Source organism: Yersinia sp. Marseille-Q3913, from assembly GCF_963892745.1.
Classification (GTDB): domain Bacteria; phylum Pseudomonadota; class Gammaproteobacteria; order Enterobacterales; family Enterobacteriaceae; genus Yersinia; species Yersinia bercovieri.
The window spans coordinates 69206-95034 of record NZ_CAWQAF010000009.1; the positions used below are offsets into that span (position 1 = coordinate 69206).

The window sequence follows — 25829 nt, forward strand, 5'->3', positions numbered from 1 at the left end:
TTTTTTATTTGGTGTTATATAACTGCAAAATTCAACTCTCAAAAATGTCTTCGTTAGCGCTATAGACATTATATGGATAAGGGCAATCAATCGCATTGTGCATCGGCCCAAAAAAATGCGGGTAAATTATTTAATTGTTGTGTGGCTGTACAGCTCAATGGGGTTAACATCACAATTAATCTTGATTTAAATAAAATGAGGTTGAATTCTAAAATTAATGTGATCTGGATCGATCTTTAAGGAGGAGTGATTAAGGGAATAATTAATTTATCAATTGGCACTAAACAAATTAATTCTCTTTATAATGGGGGGTTAGTGGGTTAATTCCCTGTTTTGAATATTCTCCTCCCCAATTTAATACTTTTTCACTTTGTGCATTTGCCTGGTTAATTAGACAAAAATATCGGCAATAGCACGATTCTTTTGCATCAAAAATTAATTGTAATAACACAATATCATAGCCGCTATGTTTGTATGGTTAATGAATTGATAGAGTTGTGACGAGTTGTTGCAAATAATAATTATTTATCCAGCAATGGCATGACTTCTGGGAAGAAATAAGATGAATCCATTTATAGTTGCTGACGCCGAAAGCTGTATTGGTTGTCGGAGTTGTGAAGTTGCTTGTGTGGTGGCACATCATGAGGGCAAATTCCCTGAGAAGCCTGAATACTTCACGCCACGGCTTAAGGTATTTAAAAGCCAGCAACTCTTTAATGACACACTCAGTGCGACGGCGGTTTTTTGCCATCACTGTGAAGATGCCCCCTGTGCCAGCACTTGCCCCAATGGGGCCATTGTTGAGATGAATAACAGCGTTCAGGTTATTCAGGAAAAATGTATTGGCTGTAAACCTGCATGATCGCCTGCCCATTTGGCATGATGACGGTGGTGACGGAGACTGTCCAGCCGGCCAGCCATCGTCTGGCCGATGCTTATTTGCGCACTGAAGCGCAGAAATGCGACCTCTGTGTTGACCTGCCGGATGGCCAGCCTGTATCAAAACTTGCCCAACTCAGGCGCTGACACTGGTTGATCAGCATTATCTGCTGAACCATCAGCGGCGGATCCACGAAGCGGCAGAATTATCCCATCAAACCAGTAGTTTGCCGGAGATTTGTGGCCGCGTATGCCCACAAGATCGTCTGTGTGAGCAGGCTTGCACACTGAATGACCACGACGGGGCGGTCACCATTGGTCAGATTGAGCGACATATCACGGAAACCGCACTGGCAACGGGCTGGCGGCCCAATATGTCGCAAGTTAAACCGACAGGTAAACGGGTGGCGATCATTGGTGCTGGGCCGGCGGGCTTAGGCTGCGCGGATATTCTGGTGCGCAATGGCATCACGCCTGTGGTGTTTGATCGCTATCCCGAAATCGGCGGCTTACTGACCTTTGGTATCCCCGCGTTCAAACTGGAAAAAGGGGTGATGAGCTGTCGGCGCGAGATCTTCAGCGAGATGGGGGTTGAGTTTTGTCTGAATACCGAAATTGGCCGCGATATCACCATGGAGAGCCTGCTCAGTGATTTTGATGCGCTTTTCCTTGGTGTCGGCACTTACCGTTCGATGCACTCTGGATTGGAAAACGAAGATGCTTCAGGGGTTTACGATGCATTGCCATTCCTGATTGGTAATACCCAACATCTGATGGGTTATTCCGCCAGCAGCGCTCACCCTTATGTCAGTATGGAAAACCAGCGGGTGGTGGTGTTAGGCGGCGGCGATACGGCGATGGATTGTGTGCGCACCTCGCTGCGCCATCGGGCTGCTAATGTCATTTGCGCCTATCGTCGCGATGAAAAGAGCATGCCCGGCTCCAAACGCGAGGTCAAAAATGCCCGCGAGGAGGGGGCGGAATTTATGTTCAATCTCCAGCCGCAACGGATTGAAGTGGATGAGCAGGGGCAGGTGACGGGCATCAAAATGGTGCGAACCGAAATGGGGCAGGTTGATGCCAAGGGGCGGCGGCAAGCCCAGCCAATCGCCGGTTCCGAACATATCATTCCTGCCGATGCGGTGGTTATGGCATTTGGTTTCAGCCCGCATCGTATGTCGTGGCTGGCCGAGCACAATGTCGTGCTGGATAAACAGGGGCGAGTAGTTGCGCCGACCATCTCCGGTTATCCCTATCAAACCAGCAATCCCAAGATCTTCGCCGGTGGTGATATCGTGCGCGGTGCTGACCTGATAGTGACCGCGATTGCCGAGGGGCGCAAAGCGGCCGAAAGCATCGCTTATTACCTTAATGTTTTGTAGCCGCTAAGCTGAATGAAGTTACTGCCGCTGGTTTTTTAAATGCTGCAAGAATTCAGCAGCATCCATAAAGCCGGTCACTCTGGCGGCGGTTACCTCGTTCCCCTGTGCATCGAAAAACAGGATGGTCGGGAGGCCCAATACATTCAGTTTTTTCAACATCGCCGCATGTTCGGCGCTGTTAGCAGTCACATCGGCCTGAATAAGCACGGTATCGGCTAACTGGCGCTGTACCTGTTTATCACTGAAGGTGTATTTTTCAAACTCTTTGCAGGCGACGCACCAGTCGGCGTACAGATCCAGCATCACCGGCTTGCCCTGTGCCTGGGCCAGTGCGGCTTGCAACTGCGGTAAATTGGCGACGGGATTAAACGCCAAGTGGGTAATTTCACTCTGCGATCTGTGGTCGTTAAAGGCCCAATCCTGTAGCGGACGGGCGGCGATTAGCAGAGCCGTCAGCAGCAATAGCTGGCAAGCCCGCGCCCAACCAGAGTGCGCTTTCAGGCTAAGAACAAAGGCCCAGCCGAAGAAGGCGACGGCCAGTAGGCTCCATAAGCGCAAGCCCCAAACATCCCCTAGCACCCTTTCGAGTAAGAAGACCGGCAGTGCCAGAATGACGAAACCGAAAGCTTCTTTGACATACTGCATCCACGGGCCGCTGCGGGGGATCAGCTTGTTGCCGAACAGTGTCACAATCACCAGCGGAATACCCATCCCCAATGCATACAAATAGAGCGTGCCGCCACCGGCCAGCATATTACCGCTTTGTGCGATATACAGCAGGATGGCGCTGAGCGGGGCGGTAGTGCATGGCGAACAAATCAGGCCCGCCAGTGCACCCATAGCAAAAACACCCGCCAGTGAACCGCCGCGTTGGCTGCTGCTCCACTGTACCAGGCGGGTTTGCAGTGACGAGGGCAGTTGCAGCGAATAGAGACCAAACATCGATAGCGCCAGCAGCACGAACAGCGCCGATAACCCAATCAACACATAGGGGTGCTGTAGCGCGGCCTGGAACTGTAACCCCGCCGCGGCGACTACCAAGCCGAGCAAGGTGTAGGTCAGCGCCATCCCCTGCACATAAATCACCGCCAACAGCAATATCCGCCGCTGGCTATGGGGCTTCTCACGGCCAAGAATGATGGCTGAAATCAGGGGGTACATTGGTAACACGCAGGGGGTAAAGGCGATGCCGATACCAATCAACAGTGCCCACAATGGCGAGAAGGGCAGCTCAGCCGGAGCCGGAGTCAGATCATTTGTAGCAGGTGCAGTGGCTGCGGTCGCGGGTGCAGGGGTTGCTGCGGCGAGAACCGCTGCCAGCGGCACGACTCGTGTTTCCGGCGGATAGCAGAAGCCCGCTTCGGCACAGCCCTGATAGGTCACACTAACACTCGCGCCATCACCCGCCTGCGTAATGGGGATTTTTAGTGCTAATTGCTGCTTGAAAATTGCCACTTCACCATAAAATTCATCATGATGCGCGATACCTTCCGGCAGGGTGAACGCGCCAAGAGTGGCGTTTTGCGGCACAATTTTAATTTGCTGGCGATACAGATAGTAGTCGGGGTGAATCTGCCAACTCAGTGTGAGCTGGCCGCCCTGCTGACGAAAATCAAAGGCAAACGCTTGATCTACCGGAATAAATCGGCTCTGGCTGCTTTTTTGGCCAAAAGCGGCATTTTCACCAAACAGTGAAGCCTGTGCGCTGTGCGGCGCGAGTAAAATGCTGCACAGCAGCAGAATCAGAGTAAGGAAGCGTTGAGCCATGACAGGTAATCTTTATCTCCGTCCCGTACCGGTAACACCAGTAGTTCCGGCGTTTGGTAGGGGTGATGCTGTTTGATAAAACTGAGAAGTGCGTGTTGATGAGCCACATTGCTTTTGAACAATAGCTGGACTTCATACTCTTGCTGGAGCTTGCCTTCCCAGTAGTAAATCGAGGTCGCACCTGGCAACAATGTCGCACAGGCGGCCAGTTTTTCCCCCAGAACCTGCGCGGCTAAATCTTGGGCGCTGGCTTCATCAGGGGCGGTGCACAATACCACAATTGCATCACAAATAGTTGCATCACAATCAGACATCTTAACCTCGTGGGTTGTGTGACTTAGATGAAGAAGTGAACACTATAGCGCGAGCAGGGGCAGGTCAGAAGATGATTTATGTCACGGTGGGATAGGGCCGAGAAAACAGGGCGCATGACGCGCCCCATTGATAGTGGACAAATTACAGAACCAAACCGCCCATCACGAAGCCGAAACAGACGGCCAGTGCTACCCCGATGGTGCCTGGGATGAAGAACGGATGGTTAAACACGAAGCGACCAATACGGGTGGTGCCGGTGTCATCCATTTGTACCGCGGCGACCAGTGTTGGGTAGGTCGGTAGAATGAACAGACCGGAAACCGCTGCGAAAGATGCAATGGCTGCCAGTGGTGAAACGTTTAGCGCCATTGCCATTGGCATCAATGCCTTGGCAGTTGCCGCCTGAGAGTAAAGCAGTGCTGAACAGAAGAAGAAGATAACCGCCAGCAACCATGAGTGAGCTTGAATCAAGCTACCCGCAGTCTCTTTAATCCACTCCAGATTGTGCTGCACAAAGGTATCACCTAACCAGGCTACACCGAGGATACAGATACAGGCACTCATACCGGCTTTGAAAGTACTGGAATTCAGGATTGAATCGGTATCAACCGAGCAGACCAGCGTGGTGATGGTCGCCACACTCAGCATGATGATCAGGATAGCATTGGTGGTGTTCATCAGCGGTGTTGCCACCAGACCGACACTTGGGCTGTTGATGATGGCATAAGCCACAACACACAATACGCCCGCCAGGAACAGCAGCACCGAGGTTTTAGCCCGTGGTTTGATCACTTTTACTGTGTCGCCACGTAACGTCACCAAGCCCTCTTCCAAACGTTTCAGATAGATAGGGTCATCTGACAGTTTGGAGTTAAAGCATAAGGAGACGATAAACGACATCACCAGCACGGCACATAAGGTGGATGGAATGACGATCATCAGCAGATGTAAGTAGCTGACGCCGTGGCCTTCCATGACTGAGGACATATAGACCACTGCCGCAGAAATCGGTGATGCGGTGATGGCGATTTGCGCGGAAACCACTGCGGTAGAGAGCGGACGGCAAGGTTTGATGCCTTGTTCTTTCGCCACTTCTGCAATCACCGGCAGGGCGGATAGAGAGATGTTACCAGTCCCGGCAAAAATGGTCAGAAAATAGGTGACCAGTGGTGCAAGGATAGTGATGTGTTTTGGGTTCTTGCGCAGTAACTTTTCAGTTTGCTGCACCAGATAATCCATACCGCCTGCGACCTGCATCGCAGAGATTGCAGCAATAACGGCCATGATGATTGAAATAACGTCGAAGGGAATGCTGCCGGGTTTGACGCCAATAATCGCCAATACCAGAACACCAATCCCACCCGCAAAGCCGATACCGATACCGCCTAACCTGGCCCCTAAAAAAATGGCCAGCAGAACGATGACTAATTCTACGGCTATCATAGTGTTTACTCCTTGATCCAAATGAAAAATTAAAGTTAAAAAATTGTATTTGCCAGAAAGTAAAAAGGCACGCTGTCCAGAGGAGCATGCGTGCCTTATCGGGCTACCGGATGATTATTTTATTGTTCATTTTCATCGGTATAACGTTTCGCTTTATAGGCCGGATGCATCAGGTTCTCAACAGAGAAAATGTCGTCCAGCTCGGCTTCAGTTAATAAGCCGCGTTCCAGAACCACTTCCCGTACATTTTTACCGGTTTCCGCACAGATTTTGCCCACAATGTCACCGTTATGGTGGCCAATGAATGGGTTGAGATAGGTGACGATACCGATGGAGTTAAAGACGTAACGCTCGCAAACCTCTTTGTTGGCAGTAATGCCGTTAATGCATTTTTCCAACAGGTTGTAACAAGCATTTGTCAGGATATGGATGGACTCAAACATTGCCTGGCCAATCACTGGCTCCATGACGTTCAACTGGAGCTGACCTGCTTCGGCCGCCATAGTAATGCAAGTGTCGTTACCAATCACCTTAAAACAGACCTGGTTAACCACTTCTGGAATCACCGGATTCACTTTAGCTGGCATGATTGAAGAGCCGGCCTGCAACTCAGGCAGGTTTATCTCATTCAAACCAGTACGTGGACCTGATGACAGCAGACGTAAGTCATTACAGATTTTTGACATCTTAACGGCCAGACGTTTCAGGGCACTATGCACCATCACATAAGCGCCGCAGTCGGAGGTCGCTTCAATCAAATCCTCTGCTGGAATACATGGCAAGCCACTGATTTCAGAAAGTTTTTTAATTGCCAGCTCGGAGTAACCCTCTGGTGTATTTAGCGCAGTACCGATAGCGGTAGCACCTAGGTTAACTTCCAGTAACAACTCTGCGGTGCGTTGCAGGTTTTTAGTCTCTTCGTTCAGCAGCACCTGGAAAGCACGGAACTCCTGACCCAGCGTCATTGGTACAGCATCCTGTAACTGGGTGCGCCCCATTTTCAGAATTTTCTCGAATTCTTTAGATTTTCTACCGAAACCTTCGCCTAATTCATTGATCGCGTCGATCAACTTCATAATGGAGGCGTAGACCGCAATGCGGAAGCCGGTTGGGTAGGCATCGTTGGTGGACTGACATTTGTTCAGATGGTCGTTAGGGTTAAGGTATTGATACTCCCCCTTCTGGTGACCCATCAGTTCCAGACCGATATTGGCCAGAACTTCGTTGGTATTCATGTTTAACGAGGTACCGGCGCCGCCTTGGAACACGTCTACCGGGAACTGATCCATACATTTCCCTTTATCCAGAACTTCGTCACATGCCTGAATAATGATGTCAGCAATCTTACGCGGGATAGTGTGCAGCTCTTTGTTCGCCATTGCCGCCGCTTTTTTAACCATAACCATGCCGCGAACAAATTCCGGAACATCACTGATTTTGCTATTACTGATATAGAAGTTTTCAATCGCACGCAGGGTATGAACACCGTAGTAAGCCTCTGCGGGGACTTCTCGTGTACCTAACAGGTCTTCTTCAATACGAATGTTATTTGACATGAGAACCTTCTCTAATGTGCTGTCTTGTTTTGTATTTGTTAACTAAATTATACCGCCGTGGACGCAATATGATGCCGTGTTGAACCTTTCGTGCGGAAAGATTAACCATTCATCTTATTGCTAACAGGATCATATGCTGCTTAGTAATAAAAAGCCTTGAACTAGGATCACTATATGGTCGTAATTAATTGAGATGATCTGATATCTGTGATTTCACTCACAGTTAGACTAATTAGTAATAAAAGTATCTCCTCAGCTTGAAAAGCTTGTCAACAACCACCACTTCATTGAAGTCAACCCAGATTGAAGGGGGAGCTGACGTCTAAATTCGCAACTAAGGGGAAGTAAGGGCGAGTCAGCACCAGTTGGGTTAAGGTTTTCATGGTATCTGTCAGGCAGGGTGACCTGATGAGGGGTACTGAATGATTGGAATAAGGAGAACGCGGTGCGTTGGTTACCGTTAGCGCTGATATTTTTATTGGCATACATAGAAATATCGATATTTATCAAGGTCGCAGCTGTATTAGGTGTCTTAGTGACCCTGCTGCTGGTGATCCTTAGCTCCTGCGTGGGGATATCTCTGGTGCGCAACCAAGGGATCAAAACCTTTATGCAGATGCAGCAAAAACTGGCTGCCGGTGAAAGCCCGGCGGCAGAAATGGTCAAGAGTGTTTCGCTGATTTTAGCTGGCTTCTTGTTACTGATCCCCGGCTTCTTCACCGATTTCCTCGGCTTGCTGCTGCTATTACCACCGATTCAAAAATCGTTGACGCTAAAATTGATGCCACATCTGAACATTTATCGTGGCGGCGGCTTTGGTACAGGTAGCGGCCCAATGGGTGGCGGAAATACCTTTGACGGCGAGTTTCAGCGTAAAACCGATGATCGCTACACCGTAGAGCATCGCCCGGATGAGGATGATAAATCTACAGATAATCGTTTTAAAGATGATAGGTAAGTAGCAGGTTATCGCTAATAGTTTGTTTATTAAATATAAAGTTACCATGTTAATGACAGGTTTTTCTTGAGGGGTAGGGGGGATGAAGTGGATAAAACAATCCACTTTCAGGCGAGAAAAAAATGAAATTTTTTTTGTCCTCTCCCTTGAAGCGATAAGAGATCGCCCCCATTAAGAAAGCCACGGTATCGGTTATGAAGGCAGACCGATATTAATCCTAAATCTGATACGGACCTTCTCATAGGAGAGCTATCAATGAAAATTCGTCCATTGCATGACCGCGTTATCGTCAAGCGCAAAGAAGTTGAATCCAAATCTGCTGGCGGCATCGTTCTGACTGGCACTGCAGCGGGTAAATCTACCCGTGGTGAAGTTCTGGCAGTCGGCAATGGTCGCATCCTGGATAACGGTGAGATCAAGCCGCTGGATGTGAAAGTAGGCGACATCGTTATTTTCAACGATGGTTATGGCGTGAAGTCAGAAAAGATCGACCATGAAGAAGTGTTGATCATGTCCGAAAGCGACATCCTGGCAATTGTTGAAGCGTAATCACGCTCTCTAATCTTCTGAACTGAACGAGTTAAGGGAAATACCAATGGCAGCTAAAGACGTAAAATTCGGTAACGACGCACGCATCAAAATGCTACGCGGCGTAAACATCCTTGCTGATGCAGTGAAAGTGACCCTAGGCCCGAAAGGCCGTAACGTAGTTCTGGATAAGTCTTTCGGCTCTCCAACTATCACCAAAGACGGTGTATCAGTTGCACGTGAGATCGAACTGGAAGACAAGTTCGAGAACATGGGCGCACAGATGGTTAAAGAAGTTGCCTCTAAAGCGAATGACGCGGCGGGTGACGGTACTACTACTGCAACTGTATTAGCTCAATCCATTATCACTGAAGGTCTGAAAGCAGTTGCGGCCGGCATGAACCCAATGGACCTGAAGCGCGGTATCGACAAAGCAGTTATCGCTGCAGTTGAAGAACTGAAAAAACTGTCTGTACCTTGCTCTGATTCTAAAGCTATCGCTCAGGTAGGCACCATCTCGGCGAACTCTGACTCAACCGTGGGTGAGCTGATTGCACAGGCGATGGAAAAAGTAGGTAAAGAAGGCGTTATCACCGTTGAAGAGGGCTCTGGCCTGCAAGACGAACTGGACGTTGTAGAAGGTATGCAGTTCGATCGTGGCTACCTGTCTCCTTACTTCATCAATAAACCAGAAACGGGTTCGATTGAGCTTGAAAGCCCATTCATCCTGTTGGCTGACAAGAAAATCTCTAATATCCGTGAAATGCTGCCAGTACTGGAAGCAGTAGCGAAAGCGGGTAAACCACTGCTGATCATTGCAGAAGACGTTGAAGGCGAAGCGTTGGCGACTCTGGTTGTTAACACCATGCGCGGTATCGTGAAAGTGGCTGCTGTTAAAGCACCTGGTTTCGGCGATCGTCGTAAAGCTATGCTGCAAGACATCGCAACTCTGACTGGCGGTACTGTTATCTCTGAAGAGATCGGTCTGGAACTGGAAAAAACCACTCTGGAAGATCTGGGTCAGGCAAAACGTGTTGTTATCAACAAAGACACTACCATCATCATCGATGGCGTAGGCGACGAAGCCGCAATTCAGGGCCGTGTTACTCAGATCCGTCAGCAAATTGAAGATGCGACTTCTGACTACGACAAAGAAAAACTGCAAGAGCGTGTTGCTAAACTGGCTGGCGGCGTTGCCGTTATCAAAGTGGGCGCCGCAACTGAAGTTGAAATGAAAGAGAAGAAAGCACGCGTTGAAGATGCTCTGCACGCAACCCGTGCCGCAGTAGAAGAAGGCGTTGTTGCTGGTGGTGGTGTTGCACTGATTCGTGCGGCATCTGCTATCACTGCTTCTGGCCTGAAAGGCGACAACGAAGACCAGAACGTAGGTATCAAAGTTGCTCTGCGTGCGATGGAATCTCCACTGCGTCAGATCGTGGTTAACGCCGGTGAAGAAGCCTCAGTTATCGCGAACAACGTTAAAGCGGGTTCAGGTAGCTACGGTTACAACGCATACAGCGAAGAGTACGGCGACATGATCGCGATGGGTATCTTGGATCCAACCAAAGTGACTCGTTCTGCTCTGCAGTACGCAGCCTCTATTGCTGGTCTGATGATCACCACCGAGTGCATGATCACTGACCTGCCACGTGATGACAAAGGCGGTGATATGGGCGCTGGCGGCATGGGTGGTATGGGCGGCATGGGCGGCATGATGTAATGCTCCCAATCTTTTGGTTGCCGTTTAGATAACGGTAACGGAAGGTAAAGCTGTTGATAAAAGCGAGTGGGGTGACCTGCTCGCTTTTATTTTATTCATGATAACTAAATCTGCTATTTCCAAACCTGTCATAACCCCGCCCTAATAGAGCATCATACTCGGTCTTTTCTGATTCAAATTTTGCAACCTTACGCCCTAAAAGCGGTTTTATTTTATTCCGTGCGATGATTGCAGGACTTTATTTAGCTTCTGCGCTAATTTAATGTGTAAACTATTGGCTATCAGTCTCGATATTGGGTATCTGGATAATTTCGGCAACGGATGCCTAAGCGGCGGCGGTGCTTTCTGGTAATCTTTAGCGTGATTCTCAACTTAGAATGGGGAAAAAAATGCGGATTAAAGTGTTACTTGGTCTTTCAGCAGCGTTGTTGCTGGCAGGCTGTAGCTCCACAAACCAATTGAGTTCGGCAGGCGAGCAAGTGAAGTTCTCCGATACCAAACCGGGTAGTGAATGTCAGTTGGTCGGTCAGGTAACTGGGGTTCAGAGCAACTGGCTATCAGGTGGCGGCGGTGAAAGCAGCTCTATGCGTGGTGCAGCAAATGACCTGCGTAATAAAGCAGCGGCCATGGGGGGTAACGTAATTTATGGTGCAACCAGCCCGAGCGAAACCTTCTTATCAAGCTTTGCGCCACTAGACAGCAAAATGGTTGGCGAAGTTTATAAGTGCCCTTGATAGCTTAAGCTTAGGTATTAGTTGAAACCAAGGGATGCCATGGCATCCCTTGGTTGTTCGGTTACTCACTCTGCATTAATCGCAGATCCAGTGGTGTTTTACTGGGTTGCCCGCCGATTTCTCGTGCCAGGCGTGGGACCAAATAACCAGATACACGGCTGAGTAAGCCTTTCATTAATTGTCGCGCTTCATCATCATCGACCATAAAGTGAGCAGCACCTTGCACTTTATCTAAGACGTGAATGTAGTAAGGCAAAATCCCTGCATCAAACAAGGCATTACTTAATATTGCTAGTACATCTGCATCATTATTGACGCCGCGCAGCAGCACGCTCTGGTTTAATAGCGTCACACCCGCCCGTTTTAGCTGTGCCATACTGTCTCGCAAGGGCTGATCGATTTCATTGGCATGGTTTATATGTGTGACCATCAACACCTGCAATCGTGAATCACTCAACCGCTGGCACAGAGCCGCAGTAATTCGGGCAGGGATCACCACCGGCAAACGCGTGTGGATACGTAACCGTTTGATGTGGCTTATGCTTTCTAGTTCATCCAATAACCAGCTTAGCTCACTGTCTTTAGCCATCAACGGGTCGCCGCCCGAAAAGATTATCTCATCCAGCTCAGGATGTTGGCGGATATAATCCAGCGCCTGATGCCAATTGGCTTTATTGCCTTGGTTATCCTGATAAGGGAAATGGCGGCGGAAGCAGTAGCGGCAATTGACGGCACAACCGCCTTTAACCAACAATAGCGCGCGGTTGCGATACTTATGCAATAAGCCGGGCACAACACTGCGCTGTTCATCAAGCGGATCGTTGGTAAAACCGGGTGCAGCGATAAACTCTTCACGGGTGGTGAGCACCTGAAGTAATAAAGGGTCGAATGGATCGCCAGGTTGCATACGTGCGACAAATGCCCGTGGTACTCTAAGCGGGAATAAACGACGTGCCGCAGTGCCTTGTTGCAGGTTAGGGTGTTCATTTAAGAACAGAATTCTTAGCAATTCGTCCGGATCGGTAATTACATCGGCGAGTTGTTGCAACCAATCTTCTCTAATTGGCATGTTTCGGGTTACAATACTTGCCATTTTTTAGGCTTACTACCAGTTTCTTGAGGACCATCATGGCCAGTTATTATAGCAACGATTTTCGTCCCGGTCTTAAAATCATGTTCGAGGGCGAGCCTTATTCGGTTGAGTCCAGCGAGTTCGTAAAACCAGGCAAAGGCCAGGCTTTTGCGCGTGTTAAGATGCGCCGTCTGTTGACTGGCGGGCGCGTTGAAAAGACCTTCAAATCAACAGATTCTCTGGAAGGCGCTGACGTTAACGACCTGAACCTGACTTACCTGTACAATGACGGTGAGTTCTGGCACTTCATGAATAACGAGACTTACGAACAGCTGCAAGCTGATGCAAAAGCGATTGGTGACAACGGCAAATGGCTGGTTGATCAGGCTGAATGTATCGTAACTCTGTGGAATGGCCTGCCTATCGCAGTCACCCCACCAAACTTTGTTGAACTCGAAATCGTTGACACTGACCCAGGTCTGAAAGGTGATACTGCCGGTACTGGTGGCAAACCTGCGACGCTGAGCACCGGTGCAGTGGTCAAAGTGCCATTATTCGTACAGGTTGGCGAAATCATCAAAGTTGATACCCGCTCTGGCGAATATGTTTCTCGCGTTAAGTAAGCTTGATAAATAAGCTGTGCTGAGAATTAAAGAAAACCGCTTAAAAGCGGTTTTCTGCTATCTGGGCTGAGTTGATTTGGGTTGATTGACATCACTCGGTTTTGCCATAGCTTAAACCTGAGAAAGCGCAATGCTGTTTTTATGACTATGCTTATAAAGCGAATATGCACAAAGCTCTATAAGGAACTTTCATAATGGTAAAGAAAAGCATCGCGATTATTTTCTCATTGTTGGTTATCTCTTCATTGAGTGCCTGTAACACCACGAAGGGTGTTGGTAAAGATGTTCAAAGTGCGGGTAGCGCGATTGAACGCAGCGCTGAATAAGCGGTTTTTATGCTGTCATCGGCGGTGTTTCCCGCCGAATTTTTTGTCACAAACGACCCCTTACACATCCCATACCCACGCTGAATATATTGCCGCTTATTATTGATAGTGGTAATTTATCCCTCTAATCTTTCGGCTGTTCGGGACGACCTGAGCACGCATCTGTTTCCCGGGGACGACCCCGCCTGAGCGAGGTGGTTACCATGGCTTGGATTATTCTGGTTATCGCAGGTTTATTAGAGGTTATTTGGGCCATCGGCCTGAAGTATTCCCATGGTTTTACGCGGCTGACACCCAGTGTTATCACCCTTGTGGCGATGGCGGCGAGTGTTTTTCTGTTGGCCTATGCGATGAAGACGCTACCGGCTGGCACCGCGTATGCGGTCTGGACCGGTATCGGTGCGGTAGGTACTGCCATCTTAGGTATTGTGCTGCTGGGGGAGTCCGCCAGCCTGGCACGTGTGTTTAGTTTGGGGCTGATTTTGGCGGGGATTATTGGGTTGAAGTTGGCGTCTGCTTAACCCAGATCAAATCCTCCACCGGGAAGTCATAATTCTTCGCTACGGCGACCAGACGATCGCGTGTTTGGCTATCAATGGTCGGCGTACGGGATAAAATCCACAGATAATCTCGGTTCGGACCAGCAATTAAGGCATGCTGATATTCATCATCTAAATCAATGATGTTGTAGCCGCCATAGAAAGGCCCGAAGAATGAGACCTTAAGTGAGGCTTGTTGTGGGGAGCCAATAAAATAGGCTTTCCCTACACTCTCCTGCCATTGCTGCTTATTTGCGTTATAGCCTCGATTAATCACTTTTACGCCACCATCGTCACGGGGCGAGTAATTGGCGGTGACATGGTCTAGCCCGCGTTCAAAAGAGTGATCCAGTCGAGCAATCTCATACCATGTGCCGAGATAGCGAGGTAATTGGAAGTTATCGACGATTTTTACGTCTTTTGGCGGCGTGACACTGCAAGCAACAGAGAGCAGGGTTGCCATCAATACAGATAATTTTGACCACAGACGCATTGGTATTCCTCATATTTCAGGCGGTAACTTGCCATTGAGAATAGCTATCATCTATGGGGGAAGCAAATGGATGAATCTGAGTTATTGGCAGGGTAGCAAAAAAACGGCCCGCAGAGGCGCGGGCCATTGATAGGGCATTAGTGATTACAGTGTCAGGACACCGATGATAGCAACCACACTCAGAATGGCGGCTAAGCCATAGAACACCCATTTCCCCGCTGGGACGTGGATCCTCAAATCATGCATGGCGTGATGGATACGGTGTAAACCGCACCAGAGTGGCAGAATAATCATCAGCAGCAGGAATATCCGGCCAATAAAACTCTGACAGAACGCCAGAATGCGCTCATAGCTCAGCGCATCACCTGGAAAGGCACCCAGTGGCAGCAGAATAGCGACCAGCAGAATAACCGCAGGTGCAATAATGGCACTCCACATACCGCCAGCACCAAACAGGCCCCAGAAGATAGGTTCATCGGAGCGCTTAGGGACTTGATTCATCTTGTTTTCCTCCGGGTTAGAGTAAGGCAACGGCTAAAATAATCGCGGTAGCCACGACCGTCACAACCCACAGCGCCTTGATAACTGGCTCTGGACCCATTTTTTCGCTATTCACGATAATATTGGCGGCTTTCGGTGCCAGTTCAAACCAGGTTTTGGTATGTAACACTGCGGCCAATAACGTAATGATATTAATCAGTAACACCAATGGGTTTTGCAGGAAGCCGACGAAACCTTCCCACCCAGCGGGGCCACTTTTCAACGCGAATACGCCGTAAATCATCAGAACACTGAACCATACTGTCGGCACCGATGTCCCTTCACGCAACATATAAAAACGATAGAAACCGAGCTTTTGCCACCAGTTAGGGGCCATGGTGCGGACATAAGCTTTACGTTTAGTCATCATTATTGTCTCCCCTCCCTTATTGTGGTTTCAGCATGGCGATCATGAAGTCTTTGGCACTCTCGACCTTGCCTTGCTGGATAGCAGCAGCCGGATCAACGTGTTTCGGACAAACTTCAGAGCAGTAACCGACGAAGGTACAGCTCCAGACACCATTTTTACCGTTAAGCTGAGGCATACGCTCTTTCTTGCCGTGGTCGCGGTTATCCAGATTGTAACGGTGAGCCAGCGTGATAGCAGCCGGGCCGATAAATTCTGGATTCAAACCAAACTGCGGGCAAGCGGCATAACACAATCCACAGTTGATACAGCCAGAGAACTGATGGTATTTCGCCATCTGAGCCGGAGTCTGCTTATTCGGGCCATCTTTCGGCTTCCGCTCGTTGCCGATAATATAAGGTTTGATGGCTTCCAGGCTTTCGATAAAGTGAGTCATATCAACCACTAAATCGCGCTCGATTGGGAAGTTGCCCAGTGCCTCGACCTTCATCCCGGCGGTATATTCGCGCAGGAAGGTTTTACAGGCCAGCTTCGGCACTTTGTTGACCATCATGCCGCACGAGCCGCAAATCGCCATCCGGCAAGACCAGCGATAAGAGAGATCCGGTGCCAGGTTATCTTTGATATAGCCCAACGCATCCAGCAGAGAAGTTTGCTCATCGTAAGGTACTTCAAAGGTTTCGAAGTGAGGTTCGCTATCACGTTCTGGGTTGTAGCGCATGACCTCCATTTTCAGGACTTTCATATCAGTCATTCGCCTGCTCCTTATCCTTCAAATCTTTTGCATCTTTCGCATCTTTCGCATCTTTCGCATCTTGTGCTGTGGCTTCACCACCATAAACACGTTTTGCCGGTGCCAGCTTGGTAATTTTCACGTCGCTGTATTCAAGGCGTGGTGCGCCGCCTGGGGTATGGAAGGCCAAAGTATGCTTGAGGAAATTAACATCATCGCGCTCGGTGCAGCCTTCATCCAGACGCTGATGTGCGCCGCGGGACTCCCTACGGTTCAGTGCTGAGTGAGCCATACATTCAGCCACATCCAAGCCATAACCTAGCTCAATGGTGTACAGCAGATCTGTGTTGAAAACACTAGAGTTATCAGTGATTTTCACGCGTTTGAAGCGCTCTTTCAGCTCAGCCAACTTATCCACGGTTTTCTGCATCAGTTCCGGTGTGCGGTAGATGCCGCAACCCTCTTCCATCGACAGGCCCATTTCATCGCGGATTTTGGACCAATTTTCCGTCCCTTCCTGTTTCATCAGGTTGCTCAGGCGGGTTTCGACGTCACGAGTTTGGGCATCCAGCGCGCTGCCGTTTGCCGGGCCAGTTTCCATGGCGCGCAGTGCAGCTTGCTCGCCCGCCACACGGCCAAAGACCACCAGTTCTGCCAGTGAGTTGGAACCTAAGCGGTTAGCACCGTGCAGACCAACAGAAGAGCATTCGCCGACCGCGAACAGCCCCTTGATGCGAGTTTCGCACTGCTGGTTGGTTTCAATGCCGCCCATGGTGTAATGCGCGGTTGGGCGCACCGGGATTGGTTCTTTTACCGGGTCGACACCAACATAAGCTTTTGCCAATTCACAGATGAATGGCAGACGCTCGAGCAGTTTTTTCTCGCCCAAGTGGCGCAAGTCCAGATAGACCACATCACCACGTGGTGTGGCGATAGTGCGGCCAGCCCGCCATTCATGCCAGAAGGCTTGCGAAACTTTATCGCGTGGGCCTAATTCCATATATTTGTTTTTTGGCTCGCCAAGCGGGGTTTCTGGCCCCATGCCGTAATCCTGCAAATAGCGGTAGCCATCTTTATTAACCAGAATACCGCCTTCACCACGACAACCTTCGGTCATCAGGATGCCAGAACCCGGCAGGCCGGTAGGGTGATATTGCACAAATTCCATATCCCGCAGCGGAACGCCGTGGTGGAATGCCATCCCCATACCATCACCGGTAACAATACCGCCGTTAGTGTTATAACGATAAACCCGACCCGCGCCGCCGGTGGCCATGACCACGGCGTTCGCCCGGATTTGCACGCGGGTGCCCTCCATCATATTCATAGCAACAACGCCGCGCGCTTGACCATCATCGACCAGAATATCCAGGACGAAATGCTCATCAAAACGCTGAATTTGCGGGTATTTCAATGAGGTTTGGAACAGGGTATGCAGCATGTGGAAGCCGGTTTTATCAGCGGCGAACCACGTACGTTCAATTTTCATCCCACCAAAGCGGCGAACGTTAACTGAGCCATCAGGTTTGCGGCTCCACGGGCAGCCCCAGATTTCCAACTGCGCCATCTCTTCCGGGCAGCTGTGGACAAAATGGTCAACAACATCTTGTTCGCATAACCAGTCACCACCGGCTACGGTGTCGTGGAAATGATAGTCAAAGGTATCGTGGTCCTGCGTGACGGCGGCTGATCCCCCTTCGGCAGCCACAGTATGGCTACGCATCGGGTATACTTTCGAGATCAGAGCAATCTTCAGCTGAGGGTTGGCTTCCGCTGCGGCTATTGCTGCACGTAAACCAGCTCCCCCGGCTCCGATAATGGCAAGATCGGCGTTAAAGGTTTGCACTGCGCTTCTCCATTGTTCAAGTGAAAATCCTATACCCTTCGCCGTTGGCGGCACAGCGATGTTAGCTGCAACTCCAACAATTCTGGGTATATAAAGTGAATCCCTATTCTTAATAATTTTTTTATATTATTACCGTGCTAACTTATTAGCCGGTAAGAGGATCATGGTATTAAGAATAGCTATTTCTTACTTTTTGTATGGGAATAATTATACCCAATGCTAAGTAGTAGAAATTTGATGTGATCGATTGTTTTGTTTTATTTGAACCGCCTCAAGGGCATTACTAACAAAAACGTGATCCCAAACAGGATCTGCTGGGTAGATAAGTTTTTTGCAGAGTGAAATGCTGAATTCGTCGGGGAAAGCACCGGGAGGGGGGACAGATTTGTCTGAGGGAGTAGATGCGAGTAGACTGCATCCCCTGTTTGATTTCGGAGTTAACCACCATGAGCGAAACGGCAAGCTGGCAGCCGAGTGCACCTATCGCCAATTTGTTGAAGCGCGCAGCAATAATGGCAGAGATCCGGCGCTTTTTTGCCGATCGTGGCGTATTGGAAGTTGAAACGCCGACCATGAGCCAAGCGACAGTGACGGACGTTCATTTAGTCCCATTCCAAACCCGGTTTGTTGGCCCGGGCGCTGCCGATGGTGTGACGCTGTACATGATGACCAGTCCGGAATACCACATGAAGCGCCTGCTGGCGGCGGGCAGTGGCTCTATCTATCAGTTGGGCCGCAGTTTCCGCAATGAAGAAGCTGGTCGTCATCACAATCCTGAATTCACCATGCTCGAATGGTATCGCCCACATTATGATATGTATCGCTTAATGAATGAGGTTGATGACCTGTTGCAGCAAATTCTGGATTGCAATAGCGCGGAAACCCTCTCTTATCAGCAAGCTTTCCAGCGCCATCTCGGCATTGACCCGCTCTCGGCAGATAAAGCGCAATTACGTGACGCGGCGGCAAAATTGGATTTAGGTAATATCGCCGATACCGAAGAAGATCGCGATACACTGCTGCAACTGCTGTTTACTGTCGGGGTCGAGCCACATATTGGCCGTGATAAACCCGCTTTCGTTTACCATTTCCCAGCATCACAGGCTTCCCTCGCCGTGATCAGTACTGAAGATCACCGTGTAGCCGAGCGTTTTGAGGTTTACTTCAAAGGTATTGAGCTGGCGAATGGATTCCATGAGCTGACAGATGGTGATGAACAGTTGCAACGTTTTGAGCAAGATAATCGCAGCCGTGCTAAACGTGGTTTGCCGCAGAACCCAATCGATATGAATCTAATTGCCGCTCTGAAGCACGGCTTGCCGGATTGTTCTGGCGTGGCGCTAGGGGTTGATCGTTTGGTGATGCTGGCGTTGAATGCGGAAAGGTTGAGTGATGTGATTGCGTTTCCGGTCAATATCGCCTAGTTGCCCCTCTAACTTTGGGTAAGATTCTGCTTACTAGGCCTGACTCTATAAAGAATCAGGCCATTTTTATTGGATTACATACGTTACAAACTGCCCGGCGTGCGGCCACGGCCAGAGGTTATAGTGCGGCCAGCGCCACGCCCCAGAGTTTCCAGACGCGCCTGGAATGGTGGGAATGGCAGGGTAATGCCATGCTCGCGATAACCGGCCAGAATCAGCTGGTGGATCTCATGGCGCAGCGGCATCCGGTGGCCCATTTCGGCGGCGTAAATTCGCAGTTCGAAAATCTGAATCCCCTGCTGGAGATCGACCAAATAGACCTCCGGTGGCGGGTTATCCAATACCAGCGTACAGCGGCGCGCAGCGGTCAGTAACACTTCTGTCACCTCCTCACTGCTGGTTTCAGCCGGTGCGGGCACTGTCAGTACCACACGGGTAATCGAATCTGACAGTGACCAGTTAATAAATTGTTCAGTAATAAACGCCTTATTCGGCACTATGATCTCTTTGCGGTCCCAGTCAGAGATGGTGGTGGCGCGGGTATTGATTTTGGTCACGCTCCCGGTGAGATCACGGATAGTCACGGTATCGCCGATACGGATCGGTTTTTCGAACAAAATGATCAGGCCAGAGACGAAGTTGGCGAAAATCTCCTGCAAACCGAAGCCCAACCCCAAACCCAGAGCGGCAACCAGCCATTGGAATTTCGCCCACTCGATCCCCAGCATTGAGAAACCGAGTAACCCGCCAAACAGGATCAGCAAATATTTGGTGATGGTGGAGATGGCATAGCCCGTCCCCGGTGTCAGATCCAAATGCTGCAATAGCGCCAGTTCCAGCAGGGCGGGTAGATTGCGCACCAACTGAGTGGTGACAATCATCACCAAAATGGCGATCAGCAGTGATCCCATGGTGATCGCCTGCACTGACTCAATACCGTTAATGGTGGATGAAACATCCCACAGGCGAATGTTTTCCAAAAAACCAAACGCGGAGTGAATCTCAGACCATAGAGCAATCACGGAAACCAGGGCGATCATGGTGAGGATTGATCGCACCAGCCGCAGTGACTGGGCGCTGATCACATCCAGATCAATGACCGGCTCTTCGACATCAATGGAACCTTCGGTGCTGTTATTGTGCGGCGTGTCATCTTCGCCCCGCGCACGCTGCGCCAAAATATCAGCTCGCCGCTGTTTCGCGCGGTCAAAGGCAATGCGGCGGCGCTGGATCAGCATCCAACGGCGAATAATATGGTAAACCACCAATAGGAAGAACCAGATGGCGACCGAGGTCTCTAAACGCGCCAGTAGCGCTTGTGAGGTGGTGAGATAACCGAGTGCTGATGCCAGCGCGGCAATCAATGGCGCGGACAGCAACAGCCCCCACAGCGCTGAGTTAACAATGTTTTCGCCTGACCCTTTTTTATCCAGATAGAGCGGGATACCTGCCCGTTTCAGGCTGTTGGTTACCAGGCTCAAGGCGATACACAGCAAGATAAAACATAACCGACCGAGGGTGCCGGCGAATTCACGGTCGTTATAATTCTCAAAAGTGATCAGGGCCATCATCAATGGAATAATCAACCATACCGACATGCGATAGAAGCGCATTGCTCGCCCGACTTGTGCCGGTGACCAGCGGAAATGGGTGATAAACAGGCCAAGAGGATGGGCAAATGCGGCACTGATCATAAACACCCACAGCACTGGTACAGTGGCGGTGACAGCATTACCAATGGCGATCGCCATTGGGTAGGACCAGGCATTTTGCAGCCCATAACCGAGGGCCGCCCATAACACCGGCAGCGGCAGGGCCATCAGAATCGACCAAAATACGGTACGTAGCGTCAACGAGAAGTGGTCTTGCGTGACCTTACCTACCCGGCTACTGGCGCGCTCAAGGAAGGCATGGTAATGGCGGCGCGAACTGATACTGAAGCCGACAAACAGCAGGGCGGCAATAATCGGCAGCAATGTCTCTTGGCTGGTCATCATCATGACGAATGCGCCGCTCAGCTGTGAAAGGGTATCCAGCGACAGCAGGCGGGTCAGATCATGGGCAACGTTAATCGGGTATGAGAGTGATATCGGACTGACATCCGCGACCCAGAACAGATAACGGTGCGTAGCCTCGCGCACTTCACTTAGCGCATCCACCAACTGACTGTTCGCCACTTTCAGCTTGGTAAGCTCAAGAATCTGCGAGTCATAGCCAGAGAGCAGAGAGTTGAGCAATTCATGCTGGGTGCGCCACTGGGCATCCAGAATGCGCTGCTGCTCGGTGGTTAGTGGTGTGCCATCATCTTGTTTTAACTTGGTATTTTGCTGCTGTAACTTATCCAGCATATCTTCATATTGCAGACGCTGAACCCGCAGTTGTGCCATATCACGATCCAACTGCTGCGATTTCGGTACATCAGGCAGCCTGGCGACCTGCGCACGTAATGCTTCGCCCAATGCGGTTGAAACGCCCAACCACTGGGCTTGCTCACGAATGGTGCTGAGTGCCTGCCGGACTTGCTGCGTCTGAGATACCGCCTGGCGTTGCTGCGAAGAGATAAGGTCAATGCGCTGCGCTTGCTGATTCAGTGCTTGAGACAACTCACGGTTTATCTGCAACTGCTGGATAATGGATTCAGGTAAATCACCGCCTTGCTCGGCCAGCAGTTCGGTGCGCTCCAACGCCTGTTCTGCTGCCTGCTGGCGCTGATTATTCAATGTATTACGTAAAGCCTGAAGCTGGGCATCCACCCGTTCTTGGCGCTTTTTGTACAACTCAGCCCGCAGCCGTGACAACTCCTGCCGGTTATTGGCTGAAAGCTGAGAAAGCTCTAACTCATTGGCTTTCGCTTTGCGCGCCACGGCTTCTGCCTGCAATAACGCCAGCTGTGCCTGTGCGGCGGGGTTTGCTGGGTTACTTTGTGCCTGAAGCCGCGTGCTGATTTCGGCCAGAATGCGCCGCGCTTCTGATTGCTGCTGCGGCAGTTGGTTGAGTGACTCACTGATCTCGCGCGCGCGATCCTGCTCTTGCTGCGACAGGCGGTTCAATTCCAGTAATTGGCTGCTGACTTGCAGTACTTGTTGTTCTAGCTCGGAGGTGGACAAATTGCTGGGCACAGGCAGGGGTTTATCCCCCTCTTGCGCCAGTTCCTGACGTAACTCGCGGGTCAGTTTGGGGAAGTCATCAATCGCTTTTTGATACTGCTGGGCGCGGATGTCAGACTCTTTGGCATCCGCCAACCAGCTTAAAGCCCCTTGCAGCGCCTGAATAATTTCTGCCTGATTGGCCATCCCTTTATTCGCTTCAGCCTGCTTTAGCTCTTGCCGGAGCTGATCTTCATTGGGCTGGGTTGCCGCATGAAGCGGCAGGGAGAGCAACATGATAAATGACAGTAATACGCCAAAAATCATGAAGTTACTGAAGGAGATGAGCTTGGCAAAAGGCCGAGAAATTATTGGGCGCACGTAAGGGTTCCTTAACATCAGCATCAGTTACGTCGTCAGCAGAAAACTATATCCTTCGTACTTGAAGCCGCAGGGGTGTTAGCTGCTCTCATTCACCCGAATCACTTACTTGAGTAAGCTCATCGGGATTTGTTCGCTTGCTGCCTACCTGCAACTCCAAGTTCTTTGGATCGGGTGCGGTAGAGTTACTTAGGGACGGCTTCGGCCAATACTTCACCCATGCGGGTGATAGCGCCGCTGTTTAACTGTGACGCTAAGTACACTTTGCCTTCAGCGAACAGATTAATCACCGTAGAACCTAACTTAAAGCGGCCCATTTCTTGCCCTTTTTCCAGTACAACCGCGCCTTCATTGCCTGCTTGCGGGTATGTCCAGCGGCGAATAACACCCTCGCGAGGTGGGGTAATGGTGCCTGCCCAGACGGTCTCTATGCTGCCAACAATAGTGGCACCGACCAGAATTTGTGCCATTGGGCCAAAATCAGTATCGAAGATGCAGATCACGCGCTCATTACGGGCAAACAGATTCGGCACATTCGCTGCGGTCAATGGATTGACCGAGAACAAATCGCCTGGCACATAAATCATTTCACGTAACACACCATCACACGGCATATGTACGCGATGGTAGTCACTCGGGGCCAGATAGGTCGTCACAAACTGACCATTCTGGAACTCAGCGGCTAGCATATAGTTACCTGCCAACAGAGCCTCCAGACTGTAGTTGTGGCCCTTGGCCTGCAAAATTTGCCCATCACGAATCGCGCCTAACTGGCTGATTGCGCCATCCGCAGGTTGGGCCAAGAGGTTATCTTCCGCCACTATTGGGCGTACACCTGCCCGTAGCGGGCGAACAAAGAATTCGTTAAAGCTGCGATAAGCGGAGAATTCAGAGTCCTGCGCTTCTTTCATATTAACTTTGTAGTAACGGGCAAAGGCTTTGATCACCAGTTGAGTCAACCAGCCGCCTTGTTTATCTGCACCCCAGCCAGCCAAGCGGGTCAGGCCCTGTTTTGGGAGCAAATATTGTAATCTGATTTTGATACTGTCTAGCACGTCGACCTCATTAGATAAGTACGCTTTTACTTGGTGTTGCCGCACTGTTAGCAGCAACACCAATTATTTTGGGTTATGGGTATCACAGGGGAGACCCGCGATTAACACATCATTTCTCGTCGCTATCTGATGTCTTACGAGGTTTCGCCTGCTCCATACTTTCCAGAATCCGATGATAATTATCAAAGCGCTCTTCGGCAATTTTGCCTTGTTCCACCGCTTCACGCAGTGCACAACCAGGATCATTGGTATGGCTGCAATCACGGAATTTGCAATGACCGAGATAATCACGGAATTCGACAAATCCTTGGGTGATTTGTTCCGGAGCCAGATGCCAGAGGCCAAATTCACGCACCCCTGGTGAATCAATCACATCGCCGCCATGCTGGAAATGATATAAGCGAGCAGCGGTAGTGGTGTGCTGGCCCAGACCGGAGTTATCCGAAACGGTATTCACCAGAATTTCGTTATCCGTTGGTGGTAATAGGGCATTTAGCAGGCTGGATTTACCCACACCAGACTGACCGGCAAAGATACTGATTCGCCCAGCCAGCGCCTGCTCAAAGGCCTCCATCCCTTCACGGGTTTGGCTAGAGACTTCGAGCACGTTGTAGCCAATACGACGATAAATATCCATCATGCCATCAACGAATTTACGCCCATCGGCATCCAGTAAATCGATTTTATTCAGCACGATTAATGGCTCGACATCCAGTGTTTCACAGGCCACCAGATAGCGATCGATAATATTAAGAGAAAGTTCAGGTAAGATCGCCGATACGATCACGATCTGGTTGATATTGGCGGCGATCGGTTTCACGCCATCATAAAGATCAGGGCGTGTCAGAACCGAGGTCCGTTCATGCACAGCTTCGACAATACCTTTAACCCGCACACCTTCCTGCGCTTGCAGACCAGGGCGCCAGACCACACGGTCACCGGTCACCAGTGACTTGATGGTGCGGCGGATATTACAACGATGCTGAACGCCATCGGCGGCTTCGACATCGGCATGCTGACCGAAACGACTGATTACGATACCTTCTTGCGCATCGCCAAGCTGAGAGTCATCTAACTCAGGTTTTCTATCAGTGCGTAGCCGGCGCTGATGGTTCGCCTGCACACGGCGTTGTTGACCTTTGGACAGTTTATTCTTACTCACTGTGCCTCACTTGATTTCGCATATATCGCTGGTTGCGACCAAAAGGGCTATGATACACATAATTTTATCAATTAACCCTTTGTTCGGTCGACTCACCCGTTAACAGGCAGGAAATAAAATGGCAGAGAACCAAAATAATTTGATCTGGATTGATCTGGAAATGACCGGTCTTGATCCTGAACGAGATCGGATCATCGAGATCGCAACCCTGGTCACCGATGCTAATCTTAATATCTTGGCAGAAGGCCCGGTGCTGGCGGTTCATCAAACGGATGAGCAGCTTGGGCTAATGGATGAGTGGAATGTACGTACTCACACCGGCAGTGGTTTGGTTGAGCGGGTTAAAGCCAGCCCATTCAGTGACCATGATGCTGAGCTGCAAACCATTGAGTTCCTGAAACAGTGGGTACCCGCAGGTGTTTCACCGATTTGTGGTAACAGCGTGGGTCAAGACCGCCGCTTCCTGTTCCGCTACATGCCGGAGCTTGAAGCCTATTTCCATTATCGCTATCTGGATGTCAGCACGTTAAAAGAGCTGGCGCGCCGCTGGAAACCTGAAATTCTGGCCGGTTTCAAGAAGCAGAACACCCATCAAGCACTGGATGACATTCGTGAGTCGGTGGCAGAGCTGGCCTACTATCGCGAGCATTTTATCCAATCCTAATCAACCGGTGCTGGTAAAAACACCACATTGCTGTTTTAATCAGCACTTAAACTAAAAAATGATTTTTTTGCTTTCAGGGGCTTGCGGCAAAACGGATTTCTCGTATAATGCGCACCCCGTACCGATGAAGAATTCGCAAGCCTGCGCAGACAGATTCAGTATAGAAAATATAGTATCCCGAGCGGGAATAGCTCAGTTGGTAGAGCACGACCTTGCCAAGGTCGGGGTCGCGAGTT

General features: G+C 50.2%; 22 protein-coding genes and 1 pseudogene. 10 read left to right on the forward strand and 13 right to left on the reverse strand.

Going from position 1 to position 25829, the window contains the following annotated elements; translation table 11 throughout:
- The first annotated feature begins 562 nt into the window (after positions 1-562).
- Positions 563-2261 (forward strand): annotated as a pseudogene (locus AACW11_RS04670) (FAD-dependent oxidoreductase).
- 18 nt (positions 2262-2279) lie between these two features.
- Here AACW11_RS04670 and AACW11_RS04675 read toward each other — a convergent pair.
- The 4 genes from AACW11_RS04675 to aspA form a co-directional block, all read right to left on the reverse strand.
- Positions 2280-4028, reverse strand: coding sequence for a protein-disulfide reductase DsbD (locus tag AACW11_RS04675; RefSeq protein WP_212586161.1), 1749 nt, complete (start codon positions 4026-4028; stop codon positions 2280-2282).
- A complete protein-coding gene (gene cutA / locus AACW11_RS04680; RefSeq protein WP_212586162.1) occupies positions 4004-4342 on the reverse strand; it encodes a divalent cation tolerance protein CutA in 339 nt (112 codons plus the stop codon). Before cutA ends, AACW11_RS04675 begins: the two co-directional genes overlap by 25 nt.
- A 142-nt stretch (positions 4343-4484) precedes the next feature.
- Positions 4485-5786: an anaerobic C4-dicarboxylate transporter gene (locus tag AACW11_RS04685; protein WP_004873952.1), complete on the reverse strand. Its 1302-nt coding sequence runs from the start codon at positions 5784-5786 to the stop codon at positions 4485-4487.
- A gap of 119 nt (positions 5787-5905) precedes the next feature.
- Complete coding sequence (gene aspA / locus AACW11_RS04690; RefSeq protein ID WP_004873951.1) at positions 5906-7342, reverse strand: aspartate ammonia-lyase; 1437 nt, start codon at positions 7340-7342, stop codon at positions 5906-5908.
- A 445-nt stretch (positions 7343-7787) separates the two neighbouring features.
- Between aspA and AACW11_RS04695 the strand changes: the two genes are divergently transcribed.
- From AACW11_RS04695 to AACW11_RS04710, 4 genes are all read left to right on the forward strand, one after another.
- Positions 7788-8300, forward strand: a complete 513-nt coding sequence (locus tag AACW11_RS04695) for an FxsA family protein (RefSeq protein ID WP_212586163.1) — start codon at positions 7788-7790, stop codon at positions 8298-8300.
- A gap of 255 nt (positions 8301-8555) precedes the next feature.
- Positions 8556-8849, forward strand: coding sequence for a co-chaperone GroES (locus tag AACW11_RS04700; RefSeq protein ID WP_004391824.1), 294 nt, complete (start codon positions 8556-8558; stop codon positions 8847-8849).
- A gap of 46 nt (positions 8850-8895) precedes the next feature.
- Complete coding sequence (groL, locus tag AACW11_RS04705) at positions 8896-10548, forward strand: chaperonin GroEL (RefSeq protein WP_032813274.1); 1653 nt, start codon at positions 8896-8898, stop codon at positions 10546-10548.
- 389 nt (positions 10549-10937) lie between these two features.
- Positions 10938-11282: a DUF4156 domain-containing protein gene (locus AACW11_RS04710; protein ID WP_032898200.1), complete on the forward strand. Its 345-nt coding sequence runs from the start codon at positions 10938-10940 to the stop codon at positions 11280-11282.
- 61 nt (positions 11283-11343) lie between these two features.
- Here AACW11_RS04710 and epmB read toward each other — a convergent pair whose 3' ends face one another.
- Positions 11344-12375 carry an EF-P beta-lysylation protein EpmB gene (gene epmB / locus AACW11_RS04715; protein WP_212586164.1) on the reverse strand — a complete coding sequence of 344 codons (1032 nt, stop codon included), beginning with the start codon at positions 12373-12375 and terminating at the stop codon, positions 11344-11346.
- A gap of 35 nt (positions 12376-12410) precedes the next feature.
- On the opposite strand from epmB, the gene efp reads away from it, so the two are divergent.
- The 3 genes from efp to sugE all read left to right on the forward strand — a co-directional run bounded on the left by efp (position 12411) and on the right by sugE (position 13824).
- The gene (gene efp / locus AACW11_RS04720; protein WP_032898198.1) at positions 12411-12977 is read left to right on the forward strand and encodes an elongation factor P; all 567 of its coding nucleotides are present in this window, start codon (positions 12411-12413) and stop codon (positions 12975-12977) included.
- 194 nt (positions 12978-13171) lie between these two features.
- Positions 13172-13303 (forward strand): entericidin A/B family lipoprotein, encoded by a 132-nt coding sequence (locus tag AACW11_RS04725; protein ID WP_048618983.1) that lies wholly within the window; start codon positions 13172-13174, stop codon positions 13301-13303.
- Between the two features lie 203 nt (positions 13304-13506).
- Complete coding sequence (gene sugE / locus AACW11_RS04730) at positions 13507-13824, forward strand: quaternary ammonium compound efflux SMR transporter SugE (protein ID WP_212586165.1); 318 nt, start codon at positions 13507-13509, stop codon at positions 13822-13824.
- Here the strand turns inward: sugE and blc are convergent.
- The 5 genes from blc to frdA all read right to left on the reverse strand — a co-directional run bounded on the left by blc (position 13796) and on the right by frdA (position 17821).
- Complete coding sequence (gene blc / locus AACW11_RS04735; protein WP_212586166.1) at positions 13796-14335, reverse strand: outer membrane lipoprotein Blc; 540 nt, start codon at positions 14333-14335, stop codon at positions 13796-13798. The genes sugE and blc overlap by 29 nt on opposite strands.
- 144 nt (positions 14336-14479) lie before the next feature.
- Entirely contained in the window at positions 14480-14836 is a 357-nt protein-coding gene (gene frdD / locus AACW11_RS04740; RefSeq protein ID WP_004873939.1) for a fumarate reductase subunit FrdD, read from the reverse strand.
- A gap of 16 nt (positions 14837-14852) precedes the next feature.
- The gene (gene frdC, locus AACW11_RS04745; RefSeq protein WP_005275791.1) at positions 14853-15245 is read right to left on the reverse strand and encodes a fumarate reductase subunit FrdC; all 393 of its coding nucleotides are present in this window, start codon (positions 15243-15245) and stop codon (positions 14853-14855) included.
- A 16-nt stretch (positions 15246-15261) separates the two neighbouring features.
- Positions 15262-15996 carry a succinate dehydrogenase/fumarate reductase iron-sulfur subunit gene (locus tag AACW11_RS04750; protein ID WP_032898196.1) on the reverse strand — a complete coding sequence of 245 codons (735 nt, stop codon included), beginning with the start codon at positions 15994-15996 and terminating at the stop codon, positions 15262-15264.
- Complete coding sequence (frdA, locus tag AACW11_RS04755; protein WP_145491191.1) at positions 15989-17821, reverse strand: fumarate reductase (quinol) flavoprotein subunit; 1833 nt, start codon at positions 17819-17821, stop codon at positions 15989-15991. Before frdA ends, AACW11_RS04750 begins: the two co-directional genes overlap by 8 nt.
- A gap of 446 nt (positions 17822-18267) precedes the next feature.
- On the opposite strand from frdA, the gene epmA reads away from it, so the two are divergent.
- The gene (gene epmA, locus AACW11_RS04760) at positions 18268-19245 is read left to right on the forward strand and encodes an elongation factor P--(R)-beta-lysine ligase (RefSeq protein ID WP_212586167.1); all 978 of its coding nucleotides are present in this window, start codon (positions 18268-18270) and stop codon (positions 19243-19245) included.
- 83 nt (positions 19246-19328) lie between these two features.
- Here the strand turns inward: epmA and mscM are convergent, their stop codons facing one another.
- The 3 genes from mscM to rsgA all read right to left on the reverse strand — a co-directional run bounded on the left by mscM (position 19329) and on the right by rsgA (position 24929).
- Positions 19329-22658, reverse strand: coding sequence for a miniconductance mechanosensitive channel MscM (gene mscM, locus AACW11_RS04765; protein ID WP_212586176.1), 3330 nt, complete (start codon positions 22656-22658; stop codon positions 19329-19331).
- A gap of 239 nt (positions 22659-22897) precedes the next feature.
- The gene (gene asd, locus AACW11_RS04770) at positions 22898-23767 is read right to left on the reverse strand and encodes an archaetidylserine decarboxylase (protein WP_212586168.1); all 870 of its coding nucleotides are present in this window, start codon (positions 23765-23767) and stop codon (positions 22898-22900) included.
- 109 nt (positions 23768-23876) lie between these two features.
- Complete coding sequence (gene rsgA / locus AACW11_RS04775; RefSeq protein WP_005275771.1) at positions 23877-24929, reverse strand: small ribosomal subunit biogenesis GTPase RsgA; 1053 nt, start codon at positions 24927-24929, stop codon at positions 23877-23879.
- Between the two features lie 118 nt (positions 24930-25047).
- On the opposite strand from rsgA, the gene orn reads away from it, so the two are divergent.
- Complete coding sequence (orn, locus tag AACW11_RS04780; protein WP_005275770.1) at positions 25048-25593, forward strand: oligoribonuclease; 546 nt, start codon at positions 25048-25050, stop codon at positions 25591-25593.
- The last annotated feature ends 236 nt before the right edge of the window (positions 25594-25829 follow it).

Bases quoted from the DNA above. Each gene is read 5' to 3' on its own strand.
- AACW11_RS04675 (WP_212586161.1), bottom strand. From the start codon at position 4,028: ATGGCTCAACGCTTCCTTACTCTGATTCTGCTGCTGTGCAGCATTTTA.
- cutA (WP_212586162.1), bottom strand. From the start codon at position 4,342: ATGTCTGATTGTGATGCAACTATTTGTGATGCAATTGTGGTATTGTGC.
- AACW11_RS04685 (WP_004873952.1), bottom strand. From the start codon at position 5,786: ATGATAGCCGTAGAATTAGTCATCGTTCTGCTGGCCATTTTTTTAGGG.
- aspA (WP_004873951.1), bottom strand. From the start codon at position 7,342: ATGTCAAATAACATTCGTATTGAAGAAGACCTGTTAGGTACACGAGAA.
- AACW11_RS04700 (WP_004391824.1), top strand. From the start codon at position 8,556: ATGAAAATTCGTCCATTGCATGACCGCGTTATCGTCAAGCGCAAAGAA.
- groL (WP_032813274.1), top strand. From the start codon at position 8,896: ATGGCAGCTAAAGACGTAAAATTCGGTAACGACGCACGCATCAAAATG.
- AACW11_RS04710 (WP_032898200.1), top strand. From the start codon at position 10,938: ATGCGGATTAAAGTGTTACTTGGTCTTTCAGCAGCGTTGTTGCTGGCA.
- epmB (WP_212586164.1), bottom strand. From the start codon at position 12,375: ATGGCAAGTATTGTAACCCGAAACATGCCAATTAGAGAAGATTGGTTG.
- efp (WP_032898198.1), top strand. From the start codon at position 12,411: ATGGCCAGTTATTATAGCAACGATTTTCGTCCCGGTCTTAAAATCATG.
- AACW11_RS04725 (WP_048618983.1), top strand. From the start codon at position 13,172: ATGGTAAAGAAAAGCATCGCGATTATTTTCTCATTGTTGGTTATCTCT.
- sugE (WP_212586165.1), top strand. From the start codon at position 13,507: ATGGCTTGGATTATTCTGGTTATCGCAGGTTTATTAGAGGTTATTTGG.
- blc (WP_212586166.1), bottom strand. From the start codon at position 14,335: ATGCGTCTGTGGTCAAAATTATCTGTATTGATGGCAACCCTGCTCTCT.
- frdD (WP_004873939.1), bottom strand. From the start codon at position 14,836: ATGAATCAAGTCCCTAAGCGCTCCGATGAACCTATCTTCTGGGGCCTG.
- frdC (WP_005275791.1), bottom strand. From the start codon at position 15,245: ATGATGACTAAACGTAAAGCTTATGTCCGCACCATGGCCCCTAACTGG.
- AACW11_RS04750 (WP_032898196.1), bottom strand. From the start codon at position 15,996: ATGACTGATATGAAAGTCCTGAAAATGGAGGTCATGCGCTACAACCCA.
- epmA (WP_212586167.1), top strand. From the start codon at position 18,268: ATGAGCGAAACGGCAAGCTGGCAGCCGAGTGCACCTATCGCCAATTTG.
- mscM (WP_212586176.1), bottom strand. From the start codon at position 22,658: ATGATTTTTGGCGTATTACTGTCATTTATCATGTTGCTCTCCCTGCCG.
- orn (WP_005275770.1), top strand. From the start codon at position 25,048: ATGGCAGAGAACCAAAATAATTTGATCTGGATTGATCTGGAAATGACC.